This window comes from Streptomyces gamaensis (genome assembly GCF_042656465.1).
Classification (GTDB): Bacteria; Actinomycetota; Actinomycetes; order Streptomycetales; family Streptomycetaceae; genus Streptomyces; species Streptomyces gamaensis.
Genome location: NZ_JBHSPB010000006.1, coordinates 306,905 through 324,963 on the forward strand (window position 1 = coordinate 306,905; position 18,059 = coordinate 324,963).

Annotated in this window: 17 protein-coding genes; 5 read left to right on the forward strand and 12 right to left on the reverse strand. The window is 70.5% G+C overall.

The genetic code is table 11. The annotated features are described in order from the left end of the window. Window positions 1–6: 6 nt before the first annotated feature. The 6 genes from ACFP1Z_RS12560 to ACFP1Z_RS12585 all read right to left on the reverse strand — a co-directional run bounded on the left by ACFP1Z_RS12560 (window position 7) and on the right by ACFP1Z_RS12585 (window position 5,466). A complete protein-coding gene (locus ACFP1Z_RS12560; protein WP_390316205.1) occupies window positions 7–1,125 on the reverse strand; it encodes a glycosyltransferase in 1,119 nt (372 codons plus the stop codon). Then, window positions 1,125–2,369 (reverse strand): wax ester/triacylglycerol synthase domain-containing protein, encoded by a 1,245-nt coding sequence (locus tag ACFP1Z_RS12565; RefSeq protein ID WP_390316206.1) that lies wholly within the window; start codon window positions 2,367–2,369, stop codon window positions 1,125–1,127. The genes ACFP1Z_RS12560 and ACFP1Z_RS12565 overlap by 1 nt, the downstream gene beginning before the upstream one ends. A 99-nt stretch (window positions 2,370–2,468) precedes the next feature. Continuing rightward, window positions 2,469–2,837, reverse strand: coding sequence for a cupredoxin domain-containing protein (locus ACFP1Z_RS12570; protein WP_390316207.1), 369 nt, complete (start codon window positions 2,835–2,837; stop codon window positions 2,469–2,471). A gap of 68 nt (window positions 2,838–2,905) precedes the next feature. Further along, window positions 2,906–3,184, reverse strand: a complete 279-nt coding sequence (locus ACFP1Z_RS12575; protein WP_390316208.1) for a hypothetical protein — start codon at window positions 3,182–3,184, stop codon at window positions 2,906–2,908. A 41-nt stretch (window positions 3,185–3,225) separates the two neighbouring features. Then, entirely contained in the window at window positions 3,226–3,750 is a 525-nt protein-coding gene (locus ACFP1Z_RS12580) for a hypothetical protein (protein WP_390316209.1), read from the reverse strand. Between the two features lie 1,149 nt (window positions 3,751–4,899). Beyond that, the gene (locus tag ACFP1Z_RS12585; RefSeq protein WP_390316210.1) at window positions 4,900–5,466 is read right to left on the reverse strand and encodes a hypothetical protein; all 567 of its coding nucleotides are present in this window, start codon (window positions 5,464–5,466) and stop codon (window positions 4,900–4,902) included. Between the two features lie 379 nt (window positions 5,467–5,845). Between ACFP1Z_RS12585 and ACFP1Z_RS12590 the strand changes: the two genes are divergently transcribed. The 3 genes from ACFP1Z_RS12590 (at window position 5,846) to ACFP1Z_RS12600 (ending at window position 10,242) form a co-directional block, all read left to right on the forward strand. Then, entirely contained in the window at window positions 5,846–9,139 is a 3,294-nt protein-coding gene (locus tag ACFP1Z_RS12590; RefSeq protein WP_390316211.1) for an ALF repeat-containing protein, read from the forward strand. 11 nt (window positions 9,140–9,150) lie between these two features. Further along, a complete protein-coding gene (locus ACFP1Z_RS12595; RefSeq protein WP_390316212.1) occupies window positions 9,151–9,420 on the forward strand; it encodes a hypothetical protein in 270 nt (89 codons plus the stop codon). Between the two features lie 246 nt (window positions 9,421–9,666). Further along, window positions 9,667–10,242, forward strand: a complete 576-nt coding sequence (locus ACFP1Z_RS12600; protein WP_390316213.1) for a hypothetical protein — start codon at window positions 9,667–9,669, stop codon at window positions 10,240–10,242. Between the two features lie 205 nt (window positions 10,243–10,447). Here the strand turns inward: ACFP1Z_RS12600 and tnpA are convergent, their stop codons facing one another. After that, on the reverse strand, window positions 10,448–10,879 hold the full coding sequence (gene tnpA / locus ACFP1Z_RS12605; protein WP_390316214.1) for an IS200/IS605 family transposase: 432 nt from the start codon (window positions 10,877–10,879) through the stop codon (window positions 10,448–10,450). A 55-nt stretch (window positions 10,880–10,934) separates the two neighbouring features. On the opposite strand from tnpA, the gene ACFP1Z_RS12610 reads away from it, so the two are divergent. Together ACFP1Z_RS12610 and ACFP1Z_RS12615 are read left to right on the forward strand one after the other, a co-directional pair. Further along, entirely contained in the window at window positions 10,935–12,152 is a 1,218-nt protein-coding gene (locus ACFP1Z_RS12610; protein WP_390316215.1) for an RNA-guided endonuclease InsQ/TnpB family protein, read from the forward strand. A 124-nt stretch (window positions 12,153–12,276) separates the two neighbouring features. Then, complete coding sequence (locus ACFP1Z_RS12615) at window positions 12,277–12,495, forward strand: hypothetical protein (RefSeq protein ID WP_390316217.1); 219 nt, start codon at window positions 12,277–12,279, stop codon at window positions 12,493–12,495. 64 nt (window positions 12,496–12,559) lie between these two features. Here ACFP1Z_RS12615 and ACFP1Z_RS12620 read toward each other — a convergent pair whose 3' ends face one another. The 5 genes from ACFP1Z_RS12620 to ACFP1Z_RS12640 all read right to left on the reverse strand — a co-directional run bounded on the left by ACFP1Z_RS12620 (window position 12,560) and on the right by ACFP1Z_RS12640 (window position 17,783). Then, the gene (locus ACFP1Z_RS12620; protein WP_390316218.1) at window positions 12,560–13,180 is read right to left on the reverse strand and encodes a TlpA family protein disulfide reductase; all 621 of its coding nucleotides are present in this window, start codon (window positions 13,178–13,180) and stop codon (window positions 12,560–12,562) included. A 123-nt stretch (window positions 13,181–13,303) separates the two neighbouring features. After that, window positions 13,304–13,741 (reverse strand): VOC family protein, encoded by a 438-nt coding sequence (locus ACFP1Z_RS12625; RefSeq protein WP_390316219.1) that lies wholly within the window; start codon window positions 13,739–13,741, stop codon window positions 13,304–13,306. A gap of 95 nt (window positions 13,742–13,836) precedes the next feature. Further along, window positions 13,837–14,664 (reverse strand): class I SAM-dependent methyltransferase, encoded by an 828-nt coding sequence (locus ACFP1Z_RS12630; RefSeq protein ID WP_390316220.1) that lies wholly within the window; start codon window positions 14,662–14,664, stop codon window positions 13,837–13,839. A 418-nt stretch (window positions 14,665–15,082) separates the two neighbouring features. After that, window positions 15,083–16,462, reverse strand: coding sequence for a cytochrome P450 (locus ACFP1Z_RS12635; RefSeq protein WP_390316221.1), 1,380 nt, complete (start codon window positions 16,460–16,462; stop codon window positions 15,083–15,085). A gap of 307 nt (window positions 16,463–16,769) precedes the next feature. Further along, window positions 16,770–17,783, reverse strand: coding sequence for an endonuclease/exonuclease/phosphatase family protein (locus tag ACFP1Z_RS12640; RefSeq protein WP_390316222.1), 1,014 nt, complete (start codon window positions 17,781–17,783; stop codon window positions 16,770–16,772). Between the last annotated feature and the right edge of the window lie 276 nt (window positions 17,784–18,059).

Genomic DNA, 18,059 nt, shown 5'->3' on the forward strand with positions numbered 1-18,059 from the left:
GCAACGTCAGCTCGTACGCGCCCGCCGCGCCAGCACCTCGACCGCCTCCGCCGTCCCGGACTCCGCCACCGGCAACGGGAAGAACCGGCCCCGCGACGCCTGCCGGTGCAGCGCCTCCGCCAGTTCCCGCGGAGTACGCGGCCAGGGCGCGAGCCCCGCACGGGCGAGGACCTCGGCGTTCCGCCTGCCGTGCCCCGCCAGCACCTGATAACTGACCGCCGGCAGCCCGGCGACCAGCGCCTCGGTCAGCGACAGGCCCCCGGCGTTGTGCACCAGGACATCGGCCGCGGCCATCAGCAGCGGCACGTCCTCGCGCCAGCCCAGCGCCACCACACCCGGAAGGGCCGCGGCCTTGCGCCTGAGCCGACTGTTGCGGCCGCACAGCACGACAGCCACCGTCCCGGGCACCCGACGCACCGCGACCACACCCGCCAGTACGTCACCGCTGCCCAGCGCCCCGGCCGTCAGCAGCACCATCCTCCGGTCCGGCGGTATCCCCAACTCGCTGCGCACCGCACGGCGTTCATCTTCGCCCACCGGCCGCCGGAACGCCGGCGCGACCAGCGGCCCGCCCACCGCCATCGTGACCCCGTAACGCTCCGCGGCCTCCACCGCCGTCGCCCGAAAAACCGTCAGGTAGGCGTCGATGCCCGGGTGCAGCCACAGCCGGTTCGGCGCCGGATCGGTCGGACAGCACACCGCGGGCACCCCCAGCCCTCCGTCGACCCGGAGCATGCCGAGGGTCTGGGTGGCCAGCGGGAACGTCGAGACCGCGACATCACAGCCGCCCGCCGCCCACCGGGCCACCGTACGACGGGCCGCACGGCACACCCCGAGCGTGAACTCACGCACAGCCGACTCGCGTTCCTCACTACGGGCCAGCCACTCGAAAACCCGGGGCGAGTACCGGGCCGTGAACGCGTGCCCGCCCCGCAGCAGCGGCCGGTACGAGCCGGGCAGCGCGTGGAGGAAGTCACGGACAACGGCCTGCGCCCCCAGACCCCGGAGCCGGCGCACCAGCTCCCGCGCGGCCCCGTCGTGCCCGGCCCCCATGCTGCCCGACACCACCAGCACACGCACCGGCCCACGCACCGGCCCACCACCACCGGCTCCCGGCGCCGGCATCAGACCACTCCGCTCTCGGCGAGACGGACGACCTCGCGGACGAAGGCCGCGGCGAGCCGTCCGGCGTCACCGGGCAGACGGTGCGTGGACACGGAAACGGTGGACGTACCGGCGTAGTTGCTGAGGACGAAGTGGCAGCAGCCGACAGGCGGTACGACGGACGACGCGACGACGCGGATCACAGGATGCCCGTCGAACACCCACCGCGTACGCCCCCACGGCAGGCTCGTGCAACTCACAGCGACATGCGAGGGCCGCATGGCGCGCGCGAGCACGGCGTCCATGGCCCCGGGCCCCGCGAGAGACACCACGCGCGCCAGCCTCCAGGGCAGTGCCAGCGCACGACGGCCGAAGGCGTCCACCAGGCCCCGGCACGCCACGAGCCGGGCGAGCGGCGTCCCGTGGTGGACCGGCAGGGGCAGGCGCGGCGCGCTCGCGAGGTTCCCCAGCTCGTCCGCGTTGCCGGCGGTGCGCAGACTCACCGGGACCCACGCGAAGACACGGCCCCGAGCACGCCCCGTACCCCACCCCGCCGGATCGCCGAAGCACGAACGCAGCGCCCCGGCAGCCGCCGCCAGCAGCGTCTCCGTGGTGGTCGCGACGCCGTCGGGCAGAGCACGGCGCGCCGCCCGGAACGCGCCGGCGTCGACCGTCGCCCAGGCGAAGCCCGGCTCGACGCGGCAGCCGGCAGGCAGGGGAATGGCCAACCCCGTACCCAGGAAGCTCTCCAGAACCCGGCGCGGGTCGCTGCCCTCCGGGCGCCGACGCGGCCGGGGAACCGCGTCCCCGGGGCCGTCCAGGAGCAGCCGCATCAGCGTGACCGCCGACTGGCCGTCGCCCAAGGCGTGGTGCATGCGCAGCAGCAGCGCGTATCCGCCCTCGTCCGGACACGGCAGCAGGCGCAGTTGCCACAAGGGCCGGCCGGGCGCCAACGGACGCACCAGCAGCGCGGCCGCCCACGCCTCGGACACCGGCCCGGCTGGATCCGCCACGACGTGCTCCTCCACCGCGAACGCGGGCAGCTCCGTCCAACGCCGCCGGCCACCGCAGGGCACCCCCGGTGCAGGCGTCAACACCCAGCGCAAACGGTGCAGTTGCGACCATCTCGCCGCCACCCGGCTCCATAGCTCGCCCACGGTGGGCGGGCTGCCGCGCAGCAGGAAGGTCACGCACCAGATCAGGGGACCGCAAGTGTGCCGGGCCACGAACTCGTCCGCCAACGAGAGACGAAAGGAACGGCTCATCGCCCTGATACTGCCTGGGGGACGGTCCGGCGAAACACGGTGACCCGGCCGGCGCTGGGAGGAGTCCCGGCAGGCCACCCAGGGCATGACCGCCGAGGACTACTGCACGATGACGGTGCCGGTCATCAGCGGGTGGAAGTTGCAGTGGTACGGGAAGGACCCTGCGTTCGGGAAGAGGATGGGAGGGGTGCGTTGGCCCGGGTGAACCAGCACGTCCCACTGTTGCGCGCTTTGCGCGTCGGACGTCGTGGTGTGATCGACGTTGTCCTCGTTGACCCAGGTGACCGAGTCACCGGGGTGGATCTGCACCTGCTTCGGGACGAACTGGTCGTTCATCATGAACACGGTGACCTCTGCGGCAGACCGGCTCGCGGCGGCCCCGGGGCCCGCCGCAAGCCCTCCCAGCGCCAGTGCCGACGCCAGGACACAGAAGGCACGAAGCGAAGTACGGACCGATGAGCGTGGCATGGCACGCCTCCCTCAACTCGATGGCGAGTGTCGTGGAAATCCCCGACATCGACCGGAACAACCGCTCTTCATTCGAATGAGCGACCTGTATGGGGTTGTTGGGGGTGGTCGGTGTTCCCGTGGGTGACTGTGCTTGTTTCGAGGAGGAGGTCCTCGTAGGTGTGGTGCTGGCGGGTGGTGCTGCGGTGGTGAAGCAGACGAGCGGCACGGCGTGGTTGGCCGGCGAAGAGCAGGCGCCAGTTGGTGGCCGAGTGCATGCCGACGTCGCCGTGGTGGAGTTCGGTGCCGGCGCGGCGGCGGGCGTCGGCGCAGTCGCCGGCGGCGATGGACTGAGGTCGGCGTGCCATTGCAGGCGGCGGCGTTGAACCGCATGGGGGTCGGCTGCGAGTCAGGTGTCGATGAAGGCGATGGCGGCCGGGCCCGAGCCGTGGTCGTGCCCGGCGTGCGCGCGGGCGTGGGCGGCCGGCCCCGAGCGCGGGCTCAGCCGCAGGGCGTGCTCGGCCGGCGCCCAGGCTTCATCGGGCCGCCCCTGTTCGGCGCGCGCCCCGGCCGGCCAGGACGCCCACGGCCAGGACTCGGGCCCGGCGAGTGCGTACTGCTGCTCGGCGAGCGCCTGCCCGTGCTCTCGGCACTCCAGGGAACCGGCCAGGTCACATGCGCTCAGCATGCTCCCGGCGATCTCGTCGCCGGGGAACTGCGCGAAGTGCACGATGAGTTGATCGGCGGTGGCCCGATAGTGCCGGTGGGTGAACAGATAGATCGTGCAGACCAGGGACTGCTCCCGCGCCAGTCCGCAGCGGGGACGCCGCTGCACGAGGTCTTGGAGTGCGGCGGCGGAACGACCGGTCGCCGCCAGCCACTCGCCCACCGCCGGGTCATCCGCTGCCAGACCCGCGAACACCGGCGCTTTCACCACCTACTCCTGCCGACGGATACCCGGTCCACTGCCGAGTCCGGGCTTCCACTGCGGACTGCGCTGCCCTGGACCGTGGTCGTCTCGTCGCCCGGCATGAAATCCCCCCTGGAACAATGCTGTTGACTCCCCGCTGTCGGCACATTCTTCCCCGTTCCGCTGAAATCAGGCCTGGACGTCAGCTCTCATGACGATCCGGCCGAGACCGGGAGACGGACCGTCGAACCCGACCCCGACCTCGAAAGGTCCCGTCGCGGCGCCGGCCGGCCGGTAGCGCGGGACGCGGGCGCTCCAGCGACACGGCGGCGGCTCCCCAGGAGCCTCCGAGGCCGAGCCCCCGGAGCATGCGCAGGCAGACCAGCGGCAGGGGCGCGGCGAAGCCGATCCGCTGGTAGGAGGAGAGCAGGCCGATCAGCCCCTGCGCCGGACGGGGGTGGGAGGCCGATCGGAGTGCGGCGGCGACGGGCCGTGGCCCGGGTGCGGTTGGCGTTCTCACCTGGCTGCTGCGGTAGACGGTGACGTCCCCGTCAGGCTTGTCGGATCGGCCGGGAAGAGCGCAGGACCGGGCGCGGGCGAAGGCCCGGTCCTGGGCGGACACCGTTGTTATCGGTGTCGGAGGACATCGACATGGAGCCGTTGTCCCACAGGACGAGCAGGTCGTCGCGCAGCGCGTTCTCGATGAAGCGCCTGCCGGTGATCGCGCGGGCGTCCTTCCAGTAGCTGCCCGCGGGAGCGATCTTGTGCTTCGTGGAGAAGGGCTGCTGGGGATCGTCGTGTCAGCGGTCGAGCCCGCGAGGGCGGCGGACGCGCGCCCTTGGCGGATCCCGTGGTGAAGCGGGAAGAAACGCGGACGTCGGGCACCCACCCGACCTTGGTACGTCCGCAACCGGCGACACGCGACTCCTCGCCCTGCGCGACGGGCCGGGTGCCCGACCACGACGGGGGTGACACCCGTCACGGGCTGGGCCGGTTCGGCCATCACCGCTTGTCGGCGAAGCAGCCGGAAGCGGTGACCAGCCACGGCTGCTCGACCAGCACGGCAGTTCAGGGCTGTTGCCGGGGCAGCGATGAGCTCGGTGTCCCTGTGAGTGCCCCGACCGTGCTGTCAGCAACCTGGGAACCCGGGCGGTCCGGTGACGCGGGTGCGCCCTACTTACCGGTGACGATCTCCACGAGCACGTGCTCGCGGCCGGTCGGGTCCGTGGTCTCGCCGATGCCCTGCCACTTGTTCTTGCCGATGTCGTAGGACTTGCTCTTCTTGTCGACGGTCATCTCGACGTGTGCGGTGTGTTCCTTGGTCTGCACCCCGGTCACGGCGGGAACCTCAAGGCTGAGGTAGCCCTTGCTGCCCTTGACGCGGAAACAGAAATCATCCCGGTCGCGGGCGATGAACTTCAACAGGTCGGGAGAACTGCCGCATTCGGCCAGCATGATGTTGCCGTCGCCACGCTTCAGCTTCAGGTTCTTCTCCGCGAGGATTTTATCCGCGTCGGGGTAGGAGAAGTCCTCGATAGCGGCAGGAATTTGGGCGGTATCGTCGGACGCGGGTGCCGCCTGCGCTGCCGGAGTCCGGGTACCGGCCGCGTGGGCTGCTCCGGCAAGCAGCAGAGTGCCGCCGGCCAGGGCCAGGGCCATCAAGCGCGAAGGGGTCTTCATCTGAGGCTCTTTCAGTGGGATACGGCTCGTCCACCACCGGTGCGTGGCGGCGATGGACATATGGAAGTGTGTAACCAGCCTGCCAGAGTGGCGTGTTGGGGGATGTCACCCCCGAACCGGCAGGCCTCAACAGCTATCACCAGGCTTGCCGCGCCGACAATCCTTGGAAAGTGGTCGAGTTCACATTTAACCCTCCCTTACGTCCGCGACGGGTCGTTCCGGAGATCGGGGCCCCGGCCCCAACTTCTTGCTGTGCGGGGCGCGTTCGGCGTCGGCTGCGGAGGGCCGCAGGGGTGCATCGTGACTTTAGTCACTCTTTACTTAGGCTTTAGTTGTTTGCGGTCGTATGTGATCATCGGGTTCGGCGTCCAATGCGCCTTCAAAAAACAGCCGTTAACGCAAGAAGCCGGTGCGAGTGATTGACATGGAACGGACAAGTTTGACAGGCGGTCAGCCGCGTCGGCGGGGGCGGAGATCCACTGCTCTCGCCGCACTGACGGTCTCGGCAGTTCTCGTTGGCACCGCCGTCGCGGAGGCGGCCCCTCCGGCACAGGCCGCGCTGCCGGCCAACGCCCGGGCCCAGGCCGTCGACGCCTGGATGGACGGTGGCGCAGGAGTCAAGCGCGCTGCCGCCAAGGCCCTGACCGGAAACGATGCGGATCTGCGGGACTTCCTGGCGCGGGGACTTCATCGCGCCACCGTCGACGACGCACGCGTCGCGATCCTCAAGATGCTCCCCACCGCCGGTAAGGGGATGAATGACGCGGGGCAGAAAGCGTTGTCCGGAAGCGACCAGGATGTTCTCGACTTCGTGAAGTCCGGGTTCGAGAAGCCCTTGCAGGACGACCGGCGCGTCGCCGTGCTGAGGGTGATGAACGAGGGCGGCAAGGCCGTGAACCGGGAGGGCCAGAAGGCCCTGGACGACGGTTCGGCCAAGGCGCTCGACACGTTCCTGGAGAAGGGCTTGCCCAAGGCCGAGGACGAGGACAACCGGGTCCGGGTACTGACCCTGATGAACTCCGGCGGTCCGGCGCTGGAGCAGGCCGGCACACGGGCCATGAGCGGAACGCCGCAGGACCGCGTCCAGTTCCTGGAGACCGGTCAGCACCTGGCCCGTGCCCGTGACCAGGAACTGATGACGGTCACCCAGCTCGCGGAAGCGGCCACGGCGGCGGGGAAGCACGCCAAGGCCGAGACCGAGCAGGCCAAGGAGGCGGCCGACCGTGCCGACAAGGCCGCCGGCCTGGCCAAGAAGGCCGCGGCGGAGGCCGCGGAAGAGAGCCGGCAGGCGGAGGGGAACGCGGACAAGGCCGGAGCCGCGGCCACCCGCGCCGCCGAAGCCGCCGAAAGAGCGGCCGAGGCCGCCCGTACCGCGATTCAGGCGTCGAACACGGCGGTTGCCGCGTCGCGCACCGCGGCACAGGCCGCCGCCAACGCGGCGCATGCCGCCACTGTCGCGGGGCAGGCGGCCGTCAGGGCGTACAACTCGGCGAACGCCGCCATCAGCGACCGCAACCAGGCCGCGAACGCGCGAAAGGCAGCCCAGGCGGCCCGAGATGCCGCCGCCGGCGCCCGTACTGCGGCTCAGGCCGCCTCCCACGCCGCAGACGCCAGTGCCGCCGCCGGGAGCTCCGCCGCTTCCGCCGCCTCCGCCGGACAGCACGCGGCCGCCGCCGCCGAAGCCGCAGCCCTCGCGGGCCGGCAGTCCGGGGTCGCCGCCGGCGAGGCCGCACGCGCACGGCGGGCCGCAGCCCAGGCCCGCTCAGCGGCGACGCAGGCCACCAATGCCGCCAACCTCTCCCAGAGGCTGGCCGGCCAGTCCGCCACGGCGGCCCGGGAGGCCCGCACGGCAGCCGAAGCCGCGGCCCGTCACGCCGAGGCCGCCGCCGATGCGGCAGAGGACGCCGCTCGGCACGCCGGTGAGGCCGACGCCGAGGCGAAGAAGGCCACCGCACACGCCAACGCGGCCCTCCAGGCAGCGGAACAGGCCGGATCCGCGACCACTCAGGCCCAACAGGCCGAGAAGACGGCCCGCGAGGCCGAGCAGGCCATGCTCGATCAGCAGGAGGCGAAGGCGATCGCGGACGCCGAGCTGCTGAAGGCCCTCGACGACGAGGCCCGGGACACCAACCAGTACGCGCGGACGCAGGCCGCCCGCATGGACGAGGAGACCAAGACGCTTCTCACCGAGGGGGCGGACAAGGCCACATCGGACCCCGCTGCCGCGGCCGACCTGGCCCGTAAGGCCGCGGTCAACCTCCTCGGCAGCGACGGCGCTTGGACCAGCGCGGCCGCCGGCCAGGCCCTGTCCGGCACCGACGCCGACATGCTCGCCTGGCTCACGGCCGACCGCGTCACCGCACAGCAGGAGGACGATCGCGAGACCGTGCTCCACCTCGCCCGCATCGGCACGCAGAAGACGGCTGCCGCCGCCGAGGCCGCACTCGCCCAGGGCCCCGGGGCAGTTGAAGCGTTCCTGGCGGACGGCGTGATGGAGAGCCAGCGCGACGAGTACCGCATCCAGACCCTGCGGGCGATGGAAGACGCGGGCAAAGCCGTGACCGCGGCCGGCAGGGTGGCCATGGACGACGGCTCGACCAAGGCGCTCACCGCCTTCCTCCTCAGCGCCTACCCGAAGGCGCAGGCCGACGACGACCGGGTCGAGACGCTGCGCATCATGGAAAAGGGCGGCCCGAACGTGAAGTCGGCAGCCCGTGTCGCCCTGGCCGGCCCCCGCTGGATGGTGAGCGTCTTCGTGACGCGTCTCCAGTACAAGGCGGCACAGGCCGACCAGGACACCGACGCCCACGTCGCGGCCGTACGCGCACAGATCAGCATCGCCGCCAAGGCCGCGGCGAACGCCTACCAGGACGCCAGCACGGCAGCCGAGGCGGCTGCCCACGCCAGGGGACGGGCCGACGACGCGAAGGGCTACGCCAAGCAGGCGCAGCAATCCGCACGGGAGGCCGGCGACCACGCCGCACGGGCACGCGAGAGTTCGCAGGCCGCCGACAAGTCCGCGGCTGCCGCGGCCTCCTCCGCCGAGCGGGCCAAGTCCGCGGCTGCGACCGCGCGCAAGGCCAGCCGGGCCGCGAACTATTCCGCCAGCCAGGCCACGGCCTCCGCGGCCCAGGCCAGCGTTTCGGCCGGCAATGCGGCTGCCTCCGCCCGGGTGGCCCGGCAGGCCGCCCTGGACGCGGGCAAGGAAGCCAGCGAGGCCGGGCAGGCGGCACGTGACGCGTACGCCAGCGCTGTCGCGAAGCGCCGCCAGGAACAGCAAGCGGAAGCCAAAGCGGCCAAGGAAACAGCGCAGAAGAACGAACAGGTCAACTACCGCCCGCAGGACGACCCGAAGAACGACGACGTCGTCTTCGAGAAGCACAGCAACGGCGGAGTCCCGGACAGCGTGCGCAATGTCGTCGGATTCTTCAGCCTGCGAGGAGGCTTCGACGCTGTCGCGTTCACCCTGCTCGGGCGTACCGACGAGGCCAAGAAGTCCTTCCAGGGATTCATCGGCCCGTTCTTCGCGGGCCAGCTCGGGGGTTACGTCAGCGGCTCCTACATCGAGATGGGCGGCGCGGTGGGTGTCCTCGGCAGGGGCGGTGCGAGGGCGTTCGGGTGGCCGGTGGCCTTCGGGGCGACGATTGTCGACTACCTTCTGCCCGAAGGCGGTCCGGTACGATATGTCGCACCCGGTCCCTTCGAGCGACGTCCCGTCGCTCCGATCGCATGAGGGTGAAATAGATGACGGAAAAGGAAAGCTCGCTCAGAGGCGGAGGTTTCATAAAAGGGTCCGTCTTCGGGCTCGGTGAAATGCTCGGTGGCATGCTCCTCGGCTGGCGTTCACTGTTCCTCGGCTGCTGCGGCACAGTTGCCGGTTTCGGTGGTGCGATCACCAACAGCGGCCTCGCGACGAGGATGACGCTCCTGGGTATCGGCTGTGTGTCCCTCGTGCTCGCATGGGTGTCGTGGAAACACATGAAGCGCCGGCAGAACGAGCGCGGCAATCCTTGACCTGACCGTCCCGGACGGGACTGTCCGGGACTGAACAGTCGCCCTCGGGTGTGCGCCCGGGGTCCAGGACGCCGGGCTGTGAGACGGGAGTGTTCCCGTGCTCGCAGCCCGGCGTTCTGCTGTTGCCGGGCCAGTCCGTACCGCCCAAGTTCCCGGGAATCCCCGGCAGTTCACGTCGGTCCTGCGCGAGGATGAGCTCGCACGTGATGTGCGGACCTCCGACTGATGCACAAGGGAGCGTGGGCGATGGGGTGGAGTTCGGAGTTCGGTTCGTCGCACGAGGGCCGGACCGTGGCGGTCCTCGCCGACGGCAGCGAGCCGAAGCCGGCGTACTTCGATGTGGGCAGCAGCGGGTTCGTGCCGTCGACGGACAAGTGGTGGGTGTACGACGGCGAGGGCGGCCGCCCGAGGGCGACGCATGTGCGGGGCGCGTGTTCCTGCGGCTGGCGCGGCACACCCCTGCACGCGGTCGAGTGGGCTCAGGACGACGACGGCCCCTGCCCTGTCCTCGACGAAGCGGTCACCTCCAGGGACTGGGAACGGCACATCGCCGACGTACGGGCGCGCACGGTGCCGCTTCCCACCGCCCTGGAGGAGCTGATCCGACAGGTGGAGCGGAGCGTGGACGACCTGTCCTGCGAGGCTCCGCTGGCCGCGCTGAGGGCCCTGACCGTCCTGGAACGGATCGTCACTGACGTCGGCTGTACGGCTGCCTGCAACGCACGCTCGGAGAAGACCACGGAGGAGATCGCCAGGGCCCTGGGCATGACCGAGGGGAAGGCGGGCGCGCTCCTGCACGGTTACGGCCTCCGCCGACGCTGACGCGGCTCACCGACCCGCCGGGGCACCGGCGTTGTTCCCGGCCGTGGGATCGACGGACACGGACCTGCGGCTCGCAAGACGGCACCCGGTCCGATCACGACCGCCTACCAGTGATCTTGGCCAGTGCCTCCGCCGTCAGGCGGGGGTGTAGGCCATCTCAATCCTGCTCTGACCCGCACGTGAGCACGGGTCAGCACTGTTCACCTCAGCCCGTGGGGCGCCGCTGATTCTCGATGTACTGGCGTACGACGGTCAGCCGTGCTTCCCCGCAGCTTCCGGCGAAGTACGACCGTGACCAGAAGTGCCCGTGCGTGATGGCGCGGTTGACCTGGCCGGTGTATTCCTGCCGTAGGCGCCGTGAGGAGACGCCCTTGAGGCTGTTGACCAGCTTGGAAAGCTGGACTTTCGGCGGGTGGTGCACCAAGAGGTGGACGTGATCGCGTTCACCGTTGAACTCCTTCAGCTCTGCTTCGAAGTCGGTGCACACGTCGCGCATGATCTCCTCGGCCCGCATCAGCATCTCGGGCGTGAACACTCCGCGCCGGTACTTCGTGACAAACGCCAAGTGCACGTGAAGGTTGTAGACAACGTGTGCTGACCTGCGGATGTCGGGAGCAGCTTCCCAGCGTGGTGACATGCACCAAGGGCAGTATGATGACCGAAACGGTCAACGAGCAGGATCGGAGGGGCAGTTGAAGCAGCAGCGCGGTCACAAGGCCCGGCTTTACCTGACCCCCTCCCAGGCCAAGACGGCTGAGGAACAGGGCCACGCGGCCCGCACCATGTGGAACTGCCTCCACTCCTGGTGGACGATGCTCCCCAAGGACAAGCGGAACCTCGCCGACGCCGACGCGGCGATACGACAGGGCCGCAAAGACCTGGACTTCCTTGGAGTGTTGCCCGCGCAGGCCGCTCAGCAGGTACTCAAGACGTACTTCCGCGCCTGGCAGAACTGCTGGGAAGGCCGGGCTCAGGCCCCGGACTTCAAGGGCCGCTTCCGGTCCCGCATGGCCATCGACATCCCCCAGGGCCGCGACCTCCAGATCGTGCGCCTGAACCGGCGGTGGGGCCGCATGTGGGCACCGAAGATCGGCTTCGTGCTGTTCCGCTGGACCAAGGACCTGCCCGTCGGCAAGCGCGCCGACAAGCTGAACAAGGTCACCGGCGCCCGCCTCGTGAAGGAGGCGAACGGCTGGCACGTCGTCTTCCGCGTCCAGGCCGAGGTACCCGAGCCCCAGCCGCACACCGGCCCCACGGTCGGCATCGACCGGGGCATCGCCAAGCCCCTCGCCCTCTCCGACGGCACGTTCCGCGAACACGGACCGTGGCTCACCGAGGGCGAGACGAAGAGACTGCGCCGCCTGGAGAAGGCATCCGCCCGCAAGCGCCGCGCCCGCACCAAGGGCGAGAAGACGTCCAAGCGTCTCGCCCGCACCTACGACCAGATCGCCCAGCTCCGCGCAAAAGCCAAGCGCCGGGCCGCCGACTGGCAGCACAGGACCACCACCGGCATCGCCGAGACCTTCTCGCGTATCGGGGTGGAAGACCTGGCCATCTCGAACATGATCAGGTCCGCCAAGGGAACCGTGGAAGCCCCCGGCACCAACGTCCGCCAGAAGGCCGGACTCAACCGCAGCATCGCCGGACAGGCATGGGGCCGCACCGTGACGCTCCTGGAGTACAAGGCCGCTCAGCGCGGCGGCCAGGCCGTCAAGGTCCCGGCCCCGAACACCTCGCGCCGCTGCTCGGCCTGCGGATTCATCACCCCCGGCAGCCGGGAGACGCAAGCCAGGTTCGCCTGCAGGAACCCCGACTGCGGGTTCGTGGAGAACGCGGACACCAACGCCGCACGAAACATCGATCACGCCGCCGGACTGGCGGTGTCAGGACTGCTGAGCCCTCGCCAATAGGCAGGCTGTGAAGCGTCAACCACCCACCCGGCCGCACTGCGACTCGGATGGGATTCCGCCCCGTTCACGGGGCGGAGGAAGCCAAAGCTGGAACCCGTACTACGGCACGTGGGGCGTACCTGGCGTGCCCGGCCTGCCCCCAGCGCACCTGGCCCCCGCCGCGATCGATGTCCAGAGCACCCCGGCATCGACGGCCGGCAGCCTGGCGCGGCAGACCGTGGACAACGGCTACGGCGCCTACAACACCTACAACCTGCCCGACAGCGACGTCAGCCAGTACCTCTCGTCGTTCACCAAGCCGTTGTACGGCAGCGACGCCGTCCGCGTCGGCGGCGCGGCGTAGAACCGGGGCCGGAGTAAACCGAGTCAGTCGCCTCGGGCGTCATTGATGCCGCTGACACGTCGGATCACTTCTCCGCAACCAGCCGGTCGAGCGTCTTGCGCAATTCGTCCTCGGTCAGCGCTTTGATCGCCCGCGCGGCGATCTTGCCGTTGCGGTCGACGAACACGGTCGAGGGCAGCGACTGCGGATTGAGGCTTCCTTTCGGGAAGCGCAGCAGCAGCCGACCGTCCGAGTCGTAGAAGCTCGGATACGGCACCTCGTACTCCTTCTCGAAGCGGACGGCGGGGGCCGGGTCGGGGTCGCGGGTGTTGATGCCAACGAATTGCACGCCCTTGCCCTTGTAGTCGTTGGCGACCGTGACGAGGTTCTTGGCCTCGGCGCGGCAGGGAGGGCACCAGGAGGACCAGACGTTGAGGACGACGATCTTTCCCTTGTACTCCTTGGCGACGTCGAGTTCCTTGCCCTCCAGCGTCTTGCCGGAGAGCCCGGGCACGTCCTGCCGGGCGCTCGCGTCCTTGACCATGCTGACCCCGGTGCCCTGCACGAACCGGGTCTCGGCCGTGCCCTTCGAGTCGTCACCCGAGCCGCAGGCGGTCAGGGTGAGCGCCGCCAGGGCGGTGCAGGCGGCAGGCAGGGCGATACGACGGCGGGTTCCGGGGTGTCGAAGGGCGCGACAGGCACTCATGGGAAAAGTCTCGCATGGTCGGTTTTGGGTTCTCCCGCGCCCCTGACGCGCTGACCCGACGACGCGATGGCGGGCCCCGCTGCTGTTGGCCCCGCCGACCGGCTCTCGTGCGGCGGGCGGGCGTCAGCCGATCCGCTCCGCCAGCTCGACAATGATCCCTTCCGGCCCCCGGACGAAGCACAGACGGTAGCTGTTCTCGTAGCGCTCCAGCTCACCGACGAACTCCGTGCCGCGGGCCCGCAGTCCGGCGACCAGGGCGTCAATGTCTTCGACAGCGAAGGCGACATGGCGAATTCCGAGTGCGTTCGCCGGGGCGTTCCGGTCGCCGCTCCGGCTCGCCGGCGCGTGGAACTTCGTCAGCTCAAGCCGTCCGTGGCCGTCCGGGGTCTGTACCACCACGATCTGTGCCCTGACGCCGTCGAGTCCCACGACACGGTCGACCCAGCGGCCCTCGACCGGTGCCTCGCCCTGCACCTCCAGTCCGAGTCCGACGAAAAACGCCGTCGCGGCCGCGAGATCGTCGACGACGATGCCCACATGGTCCATGCGTTGGATCGTCATGGCCCGATGGTAGAAGCCGGCCGCCGCCCGTGGCGCGTACGGACGGCTCACCGAACTCGTGGCCAGGCGTGACAATCACCGGGGCCGGTGTCACCTCACTCTCGCCCGTACAGCCCGTGGTTCCGGCGGAATGTCCTGACGGCGGCCAGGCCAGGGGCGGCCGGGGGGACGAGTTCCTGGGCGAAGCCGCACTCGGCCAGGTCGTGCACGACCTCCTGGAGGAGGTGCGTGTGGTGGTCCCGTACGAAGGTGTGGTCGGCCGACCGGGCTGCGGTGCCCTCCGGGCGCTCGTGCGTGGTGAGGCGGTAGTGGATGCGGCTGTGCCGGGCGGAGACCGTCTCCTCGGCGGCGTACAGGGCGTAGGTGGTGTCGCCGACGGTGGCCGTCGCGGCACGGGTCTCACCGGTCCGTTCCCCCGGCCGTTGCCGCGTGTCCGGGAGCGGGGTGTCCGCCACCATGTCCAGGGCGAGGAGGCCACCCGGGCGCAGGTACCGGGCCACGGTGCGGAACAGTACGGGCCGTTCGGCGGGGGTGAGGAACTGCAGCACGCCGGCCAGCGTGGCGTAGTCGAAGGAGCCGGGACGCCCCGGGGGCCGTCCGGCGTCGAAGCGCGGGGCCCGGCCCGCGAGCACGGTGACGCGCGGCCACAGCCCGGGCGAGGCGGCGAGCTTGCCGAGCAGGACCGAGCGCATGGCGGGCGACGGTTCCACGCACCACACCGAGGCCCCCGCCGCCGCGACCGCCAGCGCGACGCGGCCCGAGCCCGCCCCGATGTCCAGCACGCGGTCGCCCGGCCGGGCCGCCTGGGCGAATCCGGCGGCATCCGGCAGGGCCTCTTTGCCACGGGCGGCAGCGAAGAGGTCGTACAGACCGGCGACCGGCTCATAGGAATCGGGGCCGGCCGCGGAATGCTGCCCGCTCATGGTGTCGCCACCGCCTCCCGTGTCGCGAGTGTGCCCAGCACCCAGGCGAGCGCCGGGGCGTTGCGCGCCAGTGCGCGCCGATCGATGTGGGCGCGGTCATCGCAGGGCTGGTGGGAGCACGGGCCGTACAGTCGGCTCGCGGAACCGCGTGAACGTCCTGCTCCTCGGGCGACTTCACGCCCGGCAGGCCGGAATCGATACCTCCCACGGGGATGCCCGCGTCCTCGAACAGCAGTTGGTCGGAGGGCACCGAGGCCGAGTCCACGACCTGGAAGGGCAGATGCCGCCGGGTGAAATGGCGCGCGAAGAGAGCCTGGACGGCGTCTCCGCCCGCCCGCTCCCCGCGCCAGATCCGCCGGATTCCGTATACGGAGCCCCGCCCGCCGGAGGCGCCCCGCGCCGTGCGACGCCGCGCCCCTCACTGCTCGCCGCCCGCCGCTCCGGCCTCCAGACGTACGGGGAGCCGGGACAGTCCCCTGAGCGTGGCCGTGGGCTCGCGGACGGGATCGCCGGCGGGGCGCAGGGCCAGGCCACGGTCGTCGTACTGCGCCAACGCCCCGAGAACCGCGGCCATTTCGACGCGGGCCAGCTGCGCCCCCAGGCAGGCGTGGACGCCCTTTCCGAAGCCCAGGTGGGGGTTGGCCGAGCGGTCGGGCAGCAGACGGCCGGGGTCGGTGAAGACCGCCGGATCGTGGTTGGCCGCCCCGATCAGCACGGTCACCACCGAGCCGCGGGCCAGGCGGCGGCCGCCGAGTCCGCAGTCGGTGGCACACACCCGGGCATCCGCCTGGACCGGTGGATCGAACCGCACCAGTTCGTCGATCGCGGCGTCCGGCACCCCGGCGTGCAGTGCCTTCGCACCGGCCTGCGGGTCGGCGACCAGGGCCGACACCGCGTTGCCCAGCAGCCGCGACGCCGATTCGTAGCCGGCGTGGAGCATCGCCCGCAGGGAGTTGATCACCAGCGGGGCGGGAACGCCGTACCGCTCGCGACGGCGCATGACACGGTCGATGAACGTGCCGGGAGCGGGCCGCCCGGCCCAGGCCGCCAGCAGCTCGCTCAACTCGGCCCGGGCACGTGCCCCCGGTTCGAGGCGGCTGCCGTCGAGTCCGCCGTCCATGCTCCGCACGATGGCGTTGGACATCGCCTCGAACTCCGCGCCACCGGGCTCGTCCACTCCCAGTACCCGGCAGATCGTGCGCAGTGCCACCGGGCGGGCTACGCGCTCGACGAAGTCGAACGTGCCGCCGGTGGACGCCTCGGCGAGCCGGGAGCGGACCAGCTCCCTGATCTCCGTCCGCAGGCCGCCGAACCGCTGCTCGCGGACAGCACCCACCAAGAGGTGGCGGATGGCGGCGTGTTCGGGCGGATCGAGCATCTGTACGCTCAGCGCCGACTGCGGTACCTCTTCTCCGATGCTGCGGAAGTCGGAGCGGAACCTCTGCGCATCGCGCAGGACCGCCACGCAGTCCTCGTACCGCGTGAGGACCCAGGAATCGAGTTCGGCGTGCCAGTGCACCGGGTCGTTCTCCCGGAGCAGCCTGAAGGCCCGGTAGGGGTCTTGCAGGGTGTCCGGGTGCAGTGGGGTGTACAACGGGCCGGCCGGCGGGGAGACCGGGCCGCTTCTCGATGATTCGTCCACGGTGCGTCCTTCATCGGAGCGGGGGTACCAGGGGAGCCGCCGTGCCGTGACGGCACGGCGGCTCTTGTTCATGACCGGGTCGGACGTGGAGTCCGGCCTTGCCCGTCGGCGGGTCACCGGGAACGGGCGGACCTCCACGACCGGCCGCGTCGCCATCGACTCAGTGGAGGTAGCGCATGGTCTTCACCCCCCGTCACAGTGCCGCGTGGGAGCGGCTCCAGGATGGTTCGATTCGCCTGGCCGTCCGGCATCCGTACTCCCGGACGTGGGCGGTCCGGGCATCGTACGGTCCCAAACCCCTGCGGATGCCAGGGCGTTGCCCGTTGCCTTCTCCGGCGGGAAACCGGGAAACCACGCCTGACCGGCCGTGTTGTTCACGCCCGTGCCGCGCAACGAACCGCACCGCGATCCCGCCGCACGCCCCGGCACCCCCGCCTGCCGGACACGGCCAGAGCGAGCGGACTCAGGAGAGTTTCAGTTCCGCGGCCAGCGGAAGGTGTTTGCTCGCGGTCGCGGGCAGTACCTCGGCGTTCACGGCGGTCACTCCGCGCACCAGGATCTGGTCGATCCGCACCATGGGGAAGGCGGACGGCCAGGTGAATCCGAAGCCGGTGCCCGCTGACGCGTATGCCGAGGTCATCCGGGAGGTCACCGGCCGCAGCGCACGGTCGTCCGTGGAGCCGTTGAAGTCACCCATGACCACGATGCGCCGGGCGGGGTCCGCGTCCAGGGCGTCGCCCAGCCTGCGCACGGCCGCGTTGCGCTGATCGACGTCGAATCCTGTGTCCGCGTGGACACGCACCGACGGCATGTGCACCGCGTATACCGCGAGATCACCGCGGGGGGTGTGCACGACGGACCGGATCGCCCGTACCCAGTACGGGACCATGTTCACCGGCCGGGTTTCCGTGAGCGGATACTTGGACCAGATACCGACCGTGCCGATCACGGCATGGTGGGGGTAGGCCGATGCCAGAGCTTTCCGGTACTCGGCGGCAGAATTTTCGGCGATTTTCTCCAGAGCCAGTACATCGGCCCGACTGGCGATCAGCTTTCGGCTGATACCGGCGACATCCTTGGTGTCGGCGTCCACATTGTGCGTGACGACCCGCAGATCACCATTGCCGCCGCCTTTCCCCGGGACCAGCTGGCCACCGAAGGCGGCCAGCCACACCGCCACGCACAGAGCTGCCGCGAGAGAAGCAGGGGCTGACCGGCGCAGGAACGCCAGTACCGCCAGCGGCAGCACGAGCAGCCCCAGCCAGGGACGGAACGATTCGAGGAAGCTGCCCGCGTTCAGTCCTGTGTTGGGTACCACACCGGGAAACGCGATCACGAGGGTCAGCAAGAAGCCCAACACGGCGAGCACGCGCCCCCGTTGCCAGGAGAACCATGCCGCCGTACGGCGCCACCATTCGCGTTGCGCCGGCGCGTCGGGCCGGGGGTGAGCGGTGTGCTGCTGCGAGGTCTCGGTCATAGGCAGGTCCCGTGTTCGATGCCGACTGGCTGCCAGCATCGGTGACCCAGGTGAGGGGCTCGTCCCCGCGATATGAGCGTTTGGTCACCGCTTCCGGGGCCTGCGGCGCGGCCGCGCGCGGCGACGTGTGGTGGCCGGCCGAAGGACCAGCCGAAGGACCAAAGGCCCTTGTTCCCACCCCCTGGGGCGTTTATGCGACGCATTTCTCGTGGTTCCCTGCAAAACGCGCCGGTGGTATCTTTACGGGCAATTTTTCGTGCCGAATGAGGAGCATGG